Origin of the sequence: Neisseria sp. CCUG12390 (genome assembly GCF_047837985.1) — a bacterium.
Taxonomy (GTDB): domain Bacteria; phylum Pseudomonadota; class Gammaproteobacteria; order Burkholderiales; family Neisseriaceae; genus Neisseria.
This window is the reverse complement of sequence record NZ_CP181244.1, coordinates 866,943-881,572: the sequence shown is the minus strand read 5'-3', so window position 1 is coordinate 881,572 and position 14,630 is coordinate 866,943. Positions and strand designations below refer to the sequence as shown.

Sequence of the window (14,630 nt, the reverse complement as noted above, 5' to 3'; positions counted from 1 at the left end):
AAAAAGCCAGATTTGCTTTGTTTCTTGACATTCAGACACTTTTTTCGGATATTTATCGGTTACCTCAATTTTCTTGAGGCACTCCCTTCTTCTGCAACACACTGTTTAAAAATAAAAACCAAAGGTAAGGGCCTTATCTGAAAAGCCAAAAAGGCAGTATGCTTAAAACACGCATACTGCCTTTTTGAACAGCCTTAACGGATAAAGGTAAAGCCTAATGGGTAAGGGAAAAACGCCATTAAAGGCCGAAAGGCAAACCGGATAAAGGTAAAGCATTTGTTATTTTTTTGAAATAACAAATGCTTAAAAAAAGAAAAAAGCCTTCTCGCCCATTTTTCAAGACTTTCTAAAAAGTCAAGAAACAAAGTAGATATGCTTTTTTTAGATTGTTTGTTGATACAGCGGGACGTTTTACGCATAGTGAAGTTATTTGAACAGCGTATGCGGTACTCCCCTATGTACGACGTCCTTTCTCCGCAGCTTAATAAAAGCCTGAACCGATTTCCGCACCTGTCCGATTCTTGGGGCACGGTTCTAGCCTGCCTTATCATCCAATGTGGCGGTTTTTTGGAACAGTTTGACGGCAGTAATACGTCATCTTGGCTGATACAGAAAACCGTTTCTCTATTGGACGGTCTGCGTGAGGATACGGACGACACTATATTATCAATAAAACTGGCACAGCAGTTCGAAGGTTTTTATTTTCAGGCAGCCGGTATCTGTCTGAACAGTGGGAAAAACGTTGCTTGGAACAGTTTAACAGAATCTTTTCATGCGTTTGCACGGCATACGGCCATTGTCGACCTGTGTATCAGCAGCCCTGCCCACATCTCTGAATCTGAGGCAGCATCTTGGTTTCAGGCAGCCTTGAATGGTGGCCGATGATGTCCGTGTTGTGGTTTGCCGTACCGCTGTTATCCTTAATGCTGGTTCTGCTGTATTTCTTCTATCATCCCGAAAAAAACGTATCCACTCCTGCGACACCGGACAAGCCGGAGGTACTCGTCGCAGGAGACAAACTGCGCATTCTTGATGCGGCCAGCCTGATCCGTATTCTGGACCTCTCCCCTACTCTGGCGAATATCAAAGCCAATCTCGGACTGTCCGATGAAAATTGGCAAAAAGATGCCCTGCCCATGCTGCACGAATACATCGTTTTCGTGCAGCGGCTGCCTGCATCAGAATCCCACCATCACGCAGGCGACGGAGGGTTGGTACGGCACACACTAGACGTGGCCGCACTGGCCTTGACCGCCGCTGCCGGCTACGGTTGGCCGCCACACTCAAAAACCGAAGACATGGCGCGTTTGGGGGTCGCATGGAAATTCGGCATCCTCACAGCCGCATTACTGCACGACATCGGTAAAACGCTTACCGGCTTCAAAGTAGAACTGTTCGACCGACCTGAACGGGAAACAGGCAGCATATGGCTGCCGGATGCAGGTAGTATGGCACAGAGCGGAAGAACGTTTTACCGTGTTTCTTTTCCTGAACAAAAAGCTGCCTATAAGTTGCATACCGAAATTGCATGGACGTTCTTTCCGGCCATCGTTCCCGGACATGTACGCCGGTGGCTGTCGGAATCCGATCCCGATTTAATTATCGCTTTGCGCACCTATCTGAGCGGACAGTCCGAAAACAGCCCCTTTGAGGACATCATCCGTAAAGCAGACATGGTTTCGACCGCCCGCGATCTGAAAACGGGTTCGCGCCAGCGTTTCGCCGCCGCCAAACGCACCCCGTTGATAGAAACCGTAATGGAAACACTGCGTGAAATGCTGTCCGAACGCGGACGCTGGTTCAGCATCGCAGCCGGAGCCGGCGGTGATCTGTTCCGTCAGGGCGATACCGTATATATGGTTTCCAAAAACGTTCCCGACCGCATACGCGAGTTTCTTCGCAGCAACAATCATCCTGCCGCACCATCTTTTCCGAACGACAACCAGCGCATTTTCGATACTCTGCTCGAGTACGGAGCCGTTCTGTCCAACCCGCAGGACGAACACCGTGCGGTTGTCGCCGTAGACATTGCCTTCAGACGCAATGACGGCGAAACGAAAGCGCAGCGGTTTACCATGTTGGCTTTCAGGCTGGAAACCCTGTATCCCGATGCTTCTTCCTACCCTTCCGAATTTTCAGGCAGCCTCAGCATCAGCCAAGACCAAAACAGCAAACCGCGCGGCACGGATGCAGGGCTGCCGGAAACGGCAGACAATCCGCCCGAAACCGAAACCGTCATACCGCCGCCGCCCAGAAAACGAGGGGACACCCCTGCCGTACAGACACAGGAAGCGGCAGCCCAACCTGCCTTTATGGCTGTCGCAGCCGATATTTCTCCTGAAAAAACGGAAACTGAAACAGGAATACCGGAGAAAACACCAATACCTTCCACATCCGCCAAAGCCGAAACTGCCTCTGCCACCAGTGCGGGCGGCATAGATACCCTACTGGCCAAACACGGCTTGCTGGAAGATGCGGAGGATACTGAAACAGCACCTGACGGTATTCCGGATACGAAATCGGAAACTGCGGATAAGCCGTCCGAACCGGAAAATCACTGTCAAGTACAGGAAACAGATGTGCCGGATACACCGGCTGTCCAGTCAGTTTCCGTTGTGAATGCAGCAACCCCCAAACCGACGCAGAAAAACAGCATGAAAATGCTCAAAGAGCTGTTTGCCGATCAAAGCAGACAGGCTAAACAGGATATGGCCGATGTTTCCCTGCCGCCACAGGAAAGTGCAGCAGCGGGTGTAGCCGAAATTCAGGCGCAAAGGCGCAGCAAACCGGCAAAATCACCGCGCCCTGTATCGGTGCATACACAAAGCGGGCCGGACGGACTGGCCGAAACAACGGCACAACTGGCCTTGACTGCGGTTTCGGACGAAACAGCCGAATCTATAGAAAACATACAAAGCAATCCGAAACCGCAAGACGCTTTCGAAGATATTCGCCTGCGCCAGCAGGAAGACGGACGCCATTTTTGGATGTGGCTGGCCGAAGGTTTGGCAGAAGGCAGCATCATCGTCAACCAGACGGGAGCAACCGTACATTTCACACCACAGGGTATGCTGTTAGTAACGCCTGCCATCTTCCGTGATTACGCGGGCGGCGTATTCAATAAAAATGACGAAAACTGCCCCGGTCTGAGGGCGCAGCGCGGCTTTACCAGCCTGAAACTGCATCAGCGCAGTAAGCGTACCGCATTATTCAATGTAGAAACGGCTAAAGGCAGCAAACGCAGGCTGTTCAGCTGCTACCTGATTCCGGAAAAAAACCTCTACCACATCATCCGCGCCGATACCCGCCCGCCGAATAACCCCGACATACTGATTGCCGAAAACGATCTGCTGGCTGCGGGTCTGTCTGCCAGCACACCGATGAGAGGAGAAGCCCATGGGACTGACCATCAAACCGCCTGAAAACGTTTACCGCAAGCCCTACGAATTCATCAGCAGCGCAGGCTATCTTGCCGGCACAGCCGGTTTGTTGGCTGCACCGCTGCCGGCAACGGTTTTCTATATCGGCGCACCCCTGCTGCTGGGTTTGTCGGCATACCGCCTGAAAGACGGCCTGCGTATCCGCCGTTACCGCAAAAATCTCAGCCGCCTGAGCTACTATGCCATGACTCCGGGACAGATTCCGGTGTCGGATAAGGCCCTGTTTCTCGGTAAAGGCTTCAAGTGGACGCAAACGCACACCCAGCGTCTACTGATGGCAAGGCTGCCTGAAAACGATTACCTGCGCGAACCGGGGTATCTCTACCGGTGGGCACGACAAAAGGAAATAGATACGGTAGGACATACCGTTCTGACACGCCTGACATCATCGTCCAAATGGTGGAACCCCGTCGCACCGCTTCCACCTGTCGGCGGAAAACCGGAACTTCACGGCATTGAACCCGAAGAACAGGATGTCTACTTTGCTTTGTCGGAGCGTGTGGGGCACACCATTGTGCTGGGAACGACACGAGTAGGCAAAACACGTCTGGCGGAAATCCTCATTAACCAGGACATCATACGCGGCGACACCGTGATTACTTTTGACCCCAAAGGCGATGCCGAATTGATGCTGGCCATGTATCAGGCAGCAAAAAAAGCAGGGAGGCCGTTCTATATGTTCCATCTTGGCTTTCCGAATTTATCTTGCCGCTACAATCCTATCGGGGACTTCACACGCATCACGGAAGTCGCCACGCGTATCGCCAACCAACTGCCCGATGAGGGGCAGTCTGCCGCATTCCGTGATTTCGTATGGCGGTTTGTAAACGTGTTGGGCAAAATGATGGAGGCTTTGGCCATCAAGCCGAGCTACATCCTGATTTACCGCTGTGCCGTCAACGTAGACGATTTGGCTGCACAGTATTTCGCCTCCATCCTAAACAGACACCTTCCCGGCTGGCAAAACGATTTCGGCGATTTTGATCTGACCGATGCACAGAAGAAACAAGTCGGAAAAACCGGACGCAGCATGGAGGCCGTACGTCTTGCAGAATTTTTAAAACAGAAAAACCTGAATGACGCACTGAGCGATGCGGTTACTGGAATTTTAGGCAATGAGCGCAGTTATTTTGAAAAATTGGTCAGCTCTCTGTACCCCTTGTTAGAAAAGCTCACGAGTGGTCAGGTGGTGGAACTCATCAGTCCTGATTTTGAAAACCTGAACGACACCCGCCCGATTATGGACTGGCGCAAAGTAATGGAACAGAACGCCGTTGTGTATGTCGGACTGGACGCGCTGACCGATGCTGAAGTAGCTGCAGCGGTAGGCAATGCCATGTTTGCCGACTTGACGTCGCTGGCCGGGCAAATCTACAAACACGGACACGGCTACGGGCAATCCTCCGCCACCGGTAAACGCAAGGTAGCCATCCATGCCGATGAGTTTAACGAACTCATCGGCAACGAGTTTATCCCCATGCTCAACAAAGCGGGCGGTGCAGGCTACCAAGTAACCGCCTACACGCAAACTTGGTCGGATGTCGAAGCCAAAATCGGTTCCAAAGCCAAAGCCGAACAAATGGGTGGCAACTTCAATACCATGATTATGCTGCGGGTAAAACTGGAATCCACCGCACAAATGCTGACCTCGCAACTGCCCGATGTGCGCGTAGTAACAGGCACTTTGGTCTCAGGTGCAGGCGATGTAGCGTTTCCCGAAGGATACGAAGACTTTACCAGCCATAACGAAGACCGCCTTAGCAGCGAAACCGTACCGATGCTGATGCCGTCCGATCTAACCGCCCTACCTAAAGGTCAAGCATTTGCCCTGCTCGAGGGCGGCAATCTGTATAAGCTCCGGCTGCCACTTCCGCTACCTGATCCGGATGCGGATGTCCCCGAAAACCTGACAGATATGGCAGAAAAAATGCGCGAAATTGTCAGATTGAGCCGCACGGAAGAAACAGAAAACGTTTTTACCGAAGGGAAACGCTATGGCGAAGAAGCAGCACGGTGATTTCATTGCCGAGTCACTGGTTTTACGGTTTCTGACCGCTCCGCTGAAATGGTTCAAAATTATCCTGCTGGTTACCGCCATTGTATTCGGAAGTTCCATCATCATGCAGAACTGGTTCCACAGACCGGATTTGCTGGAACAGGAACTATCGGCCACTTCGCAGCTGGGACAGCAAACAGTTTGGCAGCAACTGCATCCGGCATCCCCCAAAAAACCTGAAACAGAAAACAGATTATCTGAAAATGCTCTGAATCTGACCGTTACCCGTTATGTCTATACGGCACTCAGTACGGTTTTTTATGAATGGATACCGGTCAATTATCTGTTGGCCACTTCACCCGGAGACATTGGCTACAACATCAAAGAACAGTTTTTGGAATCCAACAGATACTACTTGGAACGTTTCGACCAAACCCTGCGTATTATCTCCCTACGTTTGGGAAATGCTGCCTTCATAGGACTTTTTGCCTTGTATCTCTGCATTCCGGTTGTAACGGACGGTTTGGTACAGCGGCGTATCCGCCAAGAAAATGCCTCTAGGGAAAGCGCAGGCATTTACCACCGTGCGAAATATTGGCGTACCGGTATCGTTTCATGCAGCCTGCTCGGCTATCTTGCCTGTCCTTGGCCGATGTCGCCTTTGTGGCTGTTCATACCCGTCGGTGCTGTATCAACTATGGTTTATTTACAGGCCAAGTACCTGAAAAAATACCTTTAATTCCATGATCTGATTGTACCGACAAAAACAAACCGCTATTTTAAAGTAGCGGCTTGTTTTTGTCGGAAGCAGAATCAAGTCAGTCTGCGAATCAGAGATTTTTTATTTTGTCAAAATTTTGTTATCAAAATATTTGTCAGATAAGAAAAGTTGGGGTAATATCAGCACATCGTAAAAAATTTTTTTACGGTATTCTCAAAAATTCTCTCTGCTTGTTCCTTGGGGGCAAGTGTCAAACTGAACTAACAGAAAACATCTTTCAGACGGCCTGTCATCGTAGGATGGGTATCAACCCATCATGCCCAAACACCCCGAAACAGCGGATTCACACCCACCCACCTGTTTCAGACGGCCTTGCCAGCAGCAACGCCTTAATCCCGTCATTCCCGCGCAGGCGGGAATCCAGGCCTCTGATGTTTCTGTATTGTTCAAAAAAACCGCAGGCCTGAAAACAGCCTGCCCCAACCTGCCTCTCCGAACCCATTCCCCCGTATCCGCCCCACAAAAGGCCGTCTGAAAACGAGTGTAGCGAGTTTCGCTAAAACCTGCTTTCAGACGGCCTTTTGTGCGACAATAACGTTTTCAACCACTGAACCGCCAAACGGTTTGTTTAAGGAAACGCCATGAAAAAATTATCCGCCCTGCTTTGCCTGATGCCCCTTGCCGCCTGCATGTCCGCCGGTTCGCCCGAACAGAGCAGCGACTACCCGCAAGGCACTTACGAAGTGAAAGTGTTCGAGCGCGACGGCCGCCAAGTCTCCCGCGGCGCCCGCCTGCCCGTGCGTGAATACGAACTGGATGCCACGCTGGACGCGGTATGCAGAATCCACGCAGGCAAGAGCGTAACCGCACGCGTGTACAGCCCGAACGGTCAGGAATTCACCACCGTCAGCCCGCGCCATTGCCGTTAAACAGGTCAGATTGGGTGACTTAAACAGTCCGTCCCAATCTGTCTTTGACGATTTCATTCATTTCGATATAGGCAACTTTTTCACTTGTCTTTGTCTTGTATTGATGTCAAAGGCCGTCTGAAGATTTTCAGACGGCCTTTTGATTGAAAAACAAGTATTTGGGAATGTAGAATAGGTGTGAACCTATCATGCCGAAGCATTCCAAAGCGGTGCCCCCCTACCCGTTTCCCGATGTAGGTACGGTTAGCCGCCCAAAGCGGCGTAACCGTACGCAGGCAGCGATCGGTAATGCAGAAAACAGTTACGCCGTCTGAAAAACGGTTTTAGCGAAACCCGTTACACTCGTTTTCAGACGGCGTTTGGATGTAGGCAGACTTTGACACACATTCGTACGGTTACGCCGCTTTGGGCGGCTAACCGTACCTACGGGTTCTACGAATTCTTGGGTAAAGCTGTGGCTGTAACCCGACGAAACAGCAGCCATGTAGGTTGGGTTAGGCGGTACGCCGTAACCCAACGCGACGACAGGGGTTCGGTTAGGTTTCCGAAGCGGTAACGGTTGTTGGGTTACGGCCTTAAAGCGGCCTGCTTGCTCTTTTTAAGATTTAATGCATACTCAATAAATTCTTTTTTATTCATAACTTGAGTGGGAACATCTATAGAATAATAAATAGCTTTAGCTTTTGGATTTAATTTTTTATCATCTGTAACAAAAATATTGACATGAGCAGCATAAATTATATGTGAAACATCATGTAATCTTGAACGATATTTCTCTTCTTTTTCCCTTTTAAATCCAATTTTTTCTAAACAATTTGCTGCAAGATTTACATATCCCTCTAATAAAGCAAAATTCCTTCTAAATTGTTTAAAGTTCCAGTTTAGCATTTTCCTAGCTTCATTTTTGCTTAAATTAGCCTCTATTGCTAAATTAGAAATAATTTCCGATTTATATCGAGCTAATACCGTATCGACTGGAAGATTAGCCATAATTTTCGGATCGGTTTCAGGAGCATTATTTGCATTAACTTCTGCTAAAACTTGCTTATCAATGAATTCCGCCAATTTATTTCTATCATAATATTTTAATACTCTTTCATAGCAATCAAAAGGAGACTCATCATAAAATTCAACTGGTTCATGCCTTTTAGTAGGTCTTAATGCATTACGATGACAAATTTTTCTCAAAAACTCCACTTCTTCCCTTGCTATGTCGACAAGATAATTATCTTGCATTTCCGTAACAGCAATATCTTCCAAATGAGCAGGGCTAAAAACTAAAATATGGTTTTTTTTTATCTAACCGTTCAAATGCTTCAGTTAATTCAGGGAATTGATTCACCCTTAAATAGCTTATGATATTGTAATCAAAATAAACATATTTTTTCATTAATACACTCTTAAAAAAATAAAATTAAGCAAACGAACTACTCCGCCCCAAACAACAACCCTTCCTTAATCCCCCGAATCCTATCTCTTAACACCGCTGCTTCCTCAAACTGCAAGTCCCTGGCCGCCTGCTGCATCTGTTTCTCCAGCTTGGCGATTTCTTTAAGCGCGTCTTCTTCGGTGTGGATTTCGCCGACTTTGACCTTGCCCTTATTTTTCAGACGGCCTTTGCTGCTGCTTTCTTCGTGGTACACGCCGTCGATGATGTCTTTGACCTTTTTGTTGATTTGCTGCGGTACGATGCCGTGTTCTTCGTTGAATTTCATCTGTTTTTCTCGTCGGCGTTCGGTTTCGTCGATGGCGGCTTTCATCGAATCGGTGATTTTGTCGGCGTAGAGGATGGCGACGCCGTTGACGTTGCGGGCGGCGCGGCCGATGGTTTGGATCAGGCTGCGGTGGGAGCGCAGGAAGCCTTCTTTGTCGGCGTCGAGGATGGCGACGAGGGAGACTTCGGGGATGTCGAGGCCTTCGCGCAGGAGGTTGATGCCGACGAGCACGTCAAAGAGGCCGAGACGTAAATCGCGAATGATTTCAACGCGTTCTACGGTGTCGATGTCGCTGTGCAGGTAGCGCACTTTGATGCCGAGTTCGCTGTAATAGTCGGTGAGCTGTTCGGCCATGCGCTTGGTGAGGGTGGTGACGAGCACGCGTTCGCCTTTTTCACGGCGGTCATTGATTTCGCTTAACAAATCATCGACTTGTGTTCCGACGGGGCGGATGATGATTTGCGGGTCGACCAGGCCGGTAGGGCGCACGACTTGTTCGACCACCTGCCCTGCGTGTTCTTCTTCGTATTTGGCGGGGGTGGCGGATACGAAGATGGTTTGCGGCATGATTTTTTCGAATTCGTGGAATTTGAGCGGGCGGTTGTCGCGGGCGGAGGGCAGGCGGAAGCCGTAGTCCACCAGATTTTGCTTGCGCGATGCATCGCCTTTGTACATGCCGCCGATTTGGGTGACGGTAACGTGGCTTTCGTCGATGAACATGATGGCGTTGTCGGGCAGATAGTCCATCAGCGTGGGCGGCGGTTCGCCTTCTTTTTTGCCGGAAAAGTGGCGGCTGTAGTTTTCGATGCCTTTGCAAAAACCCATTTCGTAGAGCATTTCGAGGTCAAAGCGGGTGCGCTGCTCGATGCGCTGCTGCTCGACGGGTCGGTTTTCTTTGGTAAAGAAATCAATGCGTTCGCGCAGCTCGGCTTTGATGCTCTCGCAGGCACGCAAAACGGTGTCACGCGGGGTAACGTAGTGGCTGGACGGGAACACGGTGTAGCGCCCCACCCTTTGCAGGCTGCCGCCGGTGAGCGGGTCGAAGAGGTCGAGGCGGTCGATTTCGTCGTCGAACAGGGAAATCCGCAGCGCGCTTTCGGAGCTTTCGGCGGGGTAAACGTCAATCACGTCGCCGCGCACGCGGAACGAGCCGCGTTTGAAATCCATTTCGCCGCGTTCGTACTGCATGGAAACCAGCGTGGAAATAATGTCGCGCTGCTCGATGGTGTCGCCCTCTTTCACGGAAAGCACCATCTGCTGGTATTCGGTCGGGTCGCCGATACCGTAAATCGCGGATACGGTGGCGACAATAATCACGTCGTTGCGCGTCATCAGGTTTTTCGTGGCGGAAAGGCGCATCTGCTCGATGTGTTCGTTAATCGCGCTGTCTTTTTCGATGAACAGATCGCGGGAGGGAACATAGGCTTCGGGCTGGTAATAATCGTAATACGACACGAAATATTCCACCGCGTTTTCAGGGAAAAACTCGCGCATTTCGGCATAAAGCTGCGCCGCCAGCGTTTTGTTGTGCGCCATGATGATGGCCGGGCGGCCGCTCTGCGCAATCACGTTCGCCATCGTGTAGGTTTTGCCGGAACCGGTTACGCCGAGCAGGGTTTGGTAAGCAAGGCCGTCTGAAAGCCCTTCGAGCAAACCGGCAATGGCGGAGGGCTGATCGCCTGCGGGCGGGAAAGGCTGGTGGAGTTTGAAGGGGGAGTTGGGATATTGGATGACTTGCATTTTTTCAGACGGCCTTAAAATACATTGGGAAACATAACATTATAACAAAAAGGCCGTCTGAAAAACGCGTTGGTTTCGCCCCTTAGAGTCATCAAACCATACAGAAATCAGGCAAAATCTACGGCTGTATTTTTTTCAGACGGCCTATTACAATAGCGGCTGATAACTTTTCCGAATAGAACCCAGATATGCAAACCCTACCTTTCCAAGCCGACATTGCCGAACGTATGCTGGTCGGCACGCAAAACGAAACCATCCACCCCGACGCGCAATTCGTCCAAACCGCCAACGGCTATTGGATCGCGTGGCACGACGGCATCGCGGCATTACTGGCTCCCGATACGCCGCCCGATATTCCGTGTTTCTGGGTCGAAGGCGCGCACAATTTGGAAGAACTGCTTGCCTTGGTTGAAAACGGCGAATTCGACGAAATGGAAGAATTCGACGGCGACGACGATGCCTGGCATCAAGCCGCCTCAGGTTGCCCTAATCACGAGCATGGACACGGTGAACATTGCGGATGCGAAAAATGATGAAATTCAACACCTTGATTCTTCCGCTGGCGGCTTCCTTCATTCTCAGCGGCTGCGTGGTGGCCGCCGCAGCGGATTTGGCGGCGACAACCGTGTTCACCGCGGGTAAATTGGCCGTAAAAGGCACCGGGGCCTTAATTGGCGCAGCCATTCCCGATGATGACGACGAAGACGAGGATAAAAAAGAAAAGAAAAAAGCGCGCAAAGAAAAGGAGGCGCAAAAAGTGTCGCAGCCGGAATACCGCCCGCAGCCGAACGCCACTTACACCTACCCTGCGCAACCGAATGCGCAGCCTCGCCACATCACCATCGATGCCGACGGCAACGCTTATGAAACACGAGCACCTTATCAAGCAGAGCAGCCGGGTTATTCCGTCGAACAATATTAATCAGCCTGAAATTGAATCATCCGACAAAATATTTCAGCAAGATTCAAGGCCGTCTGAAAATAAAATTCAGACGGCCTCATCAAAATCAATCTGTTAACGATTGGATTCAAAAAAATATTTTCGCCGATACCGCTTTAGCTTTACCGCCTACCTGTCTAAAAAACATTTCCATGCGATAATAGCAGCCCGAGACCTTGGCAAAATTAAGGTTCAACCTGAAGTCTATGTCCGTCATTCAAAGCATTTTTTGGAACGCCCGCCATGAACGATTATCTTGATATGCCGTCTGAAGACCGCGAAGTCACGGCTTTATCCCTGCCGCCGCACTCAATGGAAGCCGAGCAGTCCGTTTTGGGCGGTCTGCTGCTGGAAAACGCCGCGTGGGACAGAATCGCCGATGTCGTGACCGGCGAAGATTTCTACCGCCACGAACACCGCCTGATTTTCCGTGCCATCTCCACGCTGATTAACGAAAGCCGCCCGGCCGACGTGATTACCGTGCAGGAAGCCTTGGAGCGTAACGACGAACTCGAACCCGCAGGTGGCTTCAATTACCTGATTACCCTGGCGCAAAACACCCCTTCTGCCGCCAACATCCGCCGCTACGCCGAAATCGTGCGCGAGCGTTCCATCATGCGCCAGCTTGCCGAAGTCGGCACCGAAATCGCCCGCAGCGCGTACAATCCGCAAGGCCGCGATGCAGGGCAGTTGCTCGACGAAGCCGAAAACAAAGTCTTCCAAATCGCGGAGAGCACCGCCAAATCCAAACAAGGCTTCCTAAGCATGCCCGACGTATTGGACGAAGTGGTCGCCAAAATCGATATGCTCTATTCGCGCGAAAACCCCGAAGAAGTGACCGGCGTATCCACCGGCTTTATCGATTTGGACAAAAAAACCTCCGGCCTCCAACCCGGCGATCTGATTATCGTCGCCGGCCGCCCGTCTATGGGCAAAACCGCGTTTTCCATCAACATCGCCGAACACGTCGCCGTCGAAGCGCAGCTGCCCGTTGCCGTCTTTTCGATGGAAATGGGCGCGGCGCAATTGGTAATGCGCGTCTTAAGCTCCGTCGGCCGCGTCGATCAGCAGGTCTTGAAAACCGGCAACCTGCAAGACCAGCATTGGCTCAATTTCAACGAAGCCGTCATCAAGCTCACCAACGCGCCGATGTTTATCGACGAAACCCCCGGCCTGACCGCGCTCGAGCTGCGCGCCCGCGCCCGCCGCCTGGCGCGCCAGTTCAACGGCAAACTCGGCCTGATTGTCATCGACTACCTGCAATTGATGTCCGGTTCCGGCCGCAGCGACAACCGCGCATCCGAATTGGGCGAAATCTCACGCTCGCTCAAAGCTTTGGCCAAAGAATTGCAAGTCCCCGTCATCGCCCTGTCACAATTGAGCCGTACCGTCGAACAGCGCACCGACAAACGCCCGATGATGTCCGACCTGCGCGAATCCGGTGCCATCGAGCAGGATGCCGACCTGATTATGTTTATGTACCGCGACGAATACTACAATCCCGAATCCCCGCTCAAAGGCCTGGCCGAATGCATCATCGGCAAACACCGTAACGGCCCGACAGGCAAAGTCCACCTGACATGGATGGGGCAATTCACCAAATTCGACAACGCCGCCTACGTTCCCGAAGCGGCATTGATGGAAGATTGAGACAGATTTTCAGACGGCCTCAAGCATTTTTCATATTTTATTAGGCAAGGATTGGCAATATCGTTTAGAATAAATCAAACGCCTTGCCACGCGTACCCCCCAAAAAATAAAACCCGGCATTACCGCACATTACCGATAAACTCCGCTTAACTTACCGATACTCATGCACGCCAAACAAAAAGGTTTCACCCTTATCGAACTTCTGGTCGTGATCGCCATCATCGCAATCATGGCCGTCATCGCCCTTCCCAACATGAGCCAATGGATCGCATCGCGCCGCGCGGCAAGCAATGCGGAACAAATCGCCAATCTCCTGCGCTTCGCCCGAGCCGAAGCCGTCCGCCTGAATCTTCCGGTTTACGTTTGCCCCGTCAAAATCCGTAAAGATGGCAAACCCTTAGGTCAATGCGACTCAACAGCTAAAGATAGTGGGTTACTCGCCTTTGCTGATAAAGATTACTTGGTAAACCCTAACAAAAAACAGACCTATACAAATGATAGTGTTGATATTCATTTACGGACAATAATATTAAATTCTAAAGATTCAAATCGTGTAATTCATCATTTTTCCCATGTCCCAAAAGGGCAAGAAAGTCTTTTTTGGACTTTTTTGCCAAATGGTAATTTTGGTTACTCAACTGATACTGGATTGACTAAAGACACCAAATTCATTATGTCTAATGGATACATTAAGATCTCCATGACTGATGCTTCGGCAACAAACGATGATGATAAAAAAGCACGCGCCAGCGTACTTTTTATCGATGGTAACGGCCGTGTAGAAATCTGCCCCAAAAACGATTCACGCAAGCAATGCGAGTATCCCACGAACTAAAAAAATCTAATAAAAATTATGAATACCAAAACATTACAAACACTTTCCGACAAACAAGGCCGTCTGAAAAATTCACAGAATGGCATGACCTTAGTCGAAGTCTTAATCTCCATGTTTGTCCTCGCCGTCGGCGTCCTCGCCCTGCTTTCCGTGCAATTACGCGCCGTATCCGGTGTCCGAGAAGCAGAAAGCCAAACCATTGTTTCTCAAATCACCCAAAATATGATTGAAAATATGCTGATTAATCCGAAATTTGTGCAGTCGGCTCCTGCCAAAACCAATGCTGCCGGACATATAGGAAAACAGGAAATCAAAAAATCCTACGATCATTACCTTGTCAACAGCACTAGCATGACAATCTCTGGAGCATATAAAGATTCAATGAATAAAGACGAACTTGCTGCCGCTCAAATTTCTGAATTTGATCGTTCATTAAAATCAGTATTAGGAACTACTACCAAATACTTTTTTGCTATTTGCCGCGACAGCTCGGGTAATGCACCAACGTATACCAGCAATTCATTTCATGCAAATTGCGATAATAATGGCGATACGCTCATTAAAGTCCTATGGCTTGCAGATGCAGAAGAAAAAGCAGCTTCCGCTTTAAACAGTTCCGGTAATTTTATCGTCTATACCCACCAGTCCCGCGTTACGGAATAAC

Annotated in this window: 12 protein-coding genes; 10 read left to right on the top strand and 2 right to left on the bottom strand. The window is 50.2% G+C overall.

The window, feature by feature from the left end; translation table 11 throughout:
- Positions 1-456 precede the first annotated feature (456 nt).
- The 5 genes from ACM67E_RS04080 (at position 457) to ACM67E_RS04060 (ending at position 7,086) form a co-directional block, all read left to right on the top strand.
- The gene (locus ACM67E_RS04080; protein ID WP_416192337.1) at positions 457-885 is read left to right on the top strand and encodes a hypothetical protein; all 429 of its coding nucleotides are present in this window, start codon (positions 457-459) and stop codon (positions 883-885) included.
- Positions 882-3,422 carry a MobH family relaxase gene (mobH, locus tag ACM67E_RS04075; RefSeq protein ID WP_416192336.1) on the top strand — a complete coding sequence of 847 codons (2,541 nt, stop codon included), beginning with the start codon at positions 882-884 and terminating at the stop codon, positions 3,420-3,422. The genes ACM67E_RS04080 and mobH overlap by 4 nt, the downstream gene beginning before the upstream one ends.
- A complete protein-coding gene (traD, locus tag ACM67E_RS04070; RefSeq protein ID WP_416192335.1) occupies positions 3,397-5,457 on the top strand; it encodes a type IV conjugative transfer system coupling protein TraD in 2,061 nt (686 codons plus the stop codon). The genes mobH and traD overlap by 26 nt, the downstream gene beginning before the upstream one ends.
- Positions 5,435-6,175: a DUF4400 domain-containing protein gene (locus tag ACM67E_RS04065; RefSeq protein WP_416192334.1), complete on the top strand. Its 741-nt coding sequence runs from the start codon at positions 5,435-5,437 to the stop codon at positions 6,173-6,175. Before traD ends, ACM67E_RS04065 begins: the two co-directional genes overlap by 23 nt.
- Before the next feature lie 623 nt (positions 6,176-6,798).
- Positions 6,799-7,086 (top strand): hypothetical protein, encoded by a 288-nt coding sequence (locus ACM67E_RS04060; protein WP_416192333.1) that lies wholly within the window; start codon positions 6,799-6,801, stop codon positions 7,084-7,086.
- 567 nt (positions 7,087-7,653) lie between these two features.
- Here ACM67E_RS04060 and ACM67E_RS04055 read toward each other — a convergent pair.
- Together ACM67E_RS04055 and uvrB are read right to left on the bottom strand one after the other, a co-directional pair.
- Positions 7,654-8,346, bottom strand: coding sequence for a hypothetical protein (locus tag ACM67E_RS04055; protein ID WP_416192332.1), 693 nt, complete (start codon positions 8,344-8,346; stop codon positions 7,654-7,656).
- Positions 8,347-8,513: 167 nt separating this feature from the next.
- A complete protein-coding gene (gene uvrB, locus ACM67E_RS04050; protein WP_416192331.1) occupies positions 8,514-10,541 on the bottom strand; it encodes an excinuclease ABC subunit UvrB in 2,028 nt (675 codons plus the stop codon).
- Between the two features lie 188 nt (positions 10,542-10,729).
- On the opposite strand from uvrB, the gene ACM67E_RS04045 reads away from it, so the two are divergent.
- From ACM67E_RS04045 to pilV, 5 genes are all read left to right on the top strand, one after another.
- On the top strand, positions 10,730-11,074 hold the full coding sequence (locus ACM67E_RS04045) for a hypothetical protein (RefSeq protein WP_416192330.1): 345 nt from the start codon (positions 10,730-10,732) through the stop codon (positions 11,072-11,074).
- A complete protein-coding gene (locus ACM67E_RS04040) occupies positions 11,071-11,463 on the top strand; it encodes an NF038104 family lipoprotein (RefSeq protein ID WP_416192329.1) in 393 nt (130 codons plus the stop codon). Before ACM67E_RS04045 ends, ACM67E_RS04040 begins: the two co-directional genes overlap by 4 nt.
- Before the next feature lie 261 nt (positions 11,464-11,724).
- On the top strand, positions 11,725-13,131 hold the full coding sequence (gene dnaB / locus ACM67E_RS04035; RefSeq protein WP_416192328.1) for a replicative DNA helicase: 1,407 nt from the start codon (positions 11,725-11,727) through the stop codon (positions 13,129-13,131).
- Positions 13,132-13,294: 163 nt separating this feature from the next.
- On the top strand, positions 13,295-13,966 hold the full coding sequence (locus ACM67E_RS04030; RefSeq protein ID WP_416192327.1) for a pilus assembly FimT family protein: 672 nt from the start codon (positions 13,295-13,297) through the stop codon (positions 13,964-13,966).
- A gap of 18 nt (positions 13,967-13,984) precedes the next feature.
- On the top strand, positions 13,985-14,629 hold the full coding sequence (gene pilV / locus ACM67E_RS04025) for a type IV pilus modification protein PilV (protein ID WP_416192326.1): 645 nt from the start codon (positions 13,985-13,987) through the stop codon (positions 14,627-14,629).
- Position 14,630: the final 1 nt, after the last annotated feature.

Bases quoted from the DNA above. Each gene is read 5' to 3' on its own strand.
- ACM67E_RS04080 (WP_416192337.1), top strand. From the start codon at position 457: ATGTACGACGTCCTTTCTCCGCAGCTTAATAAAAGCCTGAACCGATTT.
- mobH (WP_416192336.1), top strand. From the start codon at position 882: ATGATGTCCGTGTTGTGGTTTGCCGTACCGCTGTTATCCTTAATGCTG.
- traD (WP_416192335.1), top strand. From the start codon at position 3,397: ATGGGACTGACCATCAAACCGCCTGAAAACGTTTACCGCAAGCCCTAC.
- ACM67E_RS04065 (WP_416192334.1), top strand. From the start codon at position 5,435: ATGGCGAAGAAGCAGCACGGTGATTTCATTGCCGAGTCACTGGTTTTA.
- ACM67E_RS04060 (WP_416192333.1), top strand. From the start codon at position 6,799: ATGAAAAAATTATCCGCCCTGCTTTGCCTGATGCCCCTTGCCGCCTGC.
- uvrB (WP_416192331.1), bottom strand. From the start codon at position 10,541: ATGCAAGTCATCCAATATCCCAACTCCCCCTTCAAACTCCACCAGCCT.
- ACM67E_RS04045 (WP_416192330.1), top strand. From the start codon at position 10,730: ATGCAAACCCTACCTTTCCAAGCCGACATTGCCGAACGTATGCTGGTC.
- ACM67E_RS04040 (WP_416192329.1), top strand. From the start codon at position 11,071: ATGATGAAATTCAACACCTTGATTCTTCCGCTGGCGGCTTCCTTCATT.
- dnaB (WP_416192328.1), top strand. From the start codon at position 11,725: ATGAACGATTATCTTGATATGCCGTCTGAAGACCGCGAAGTCACGGCT.
- ACM67E_RS04030 (WP_416192327.1), top strand. From the start codon at position 13,295: ATGCACGCCAAACAAAAAGGTTTCACCCTTATCGAACTTCTGGTCGTG.
- pilV (WP_416192326.1), top strand. From the start codon at position 13,985: ATGAATACCAAAACATTACAAACACTTTCCGACAAACAAGGCCGTCTG.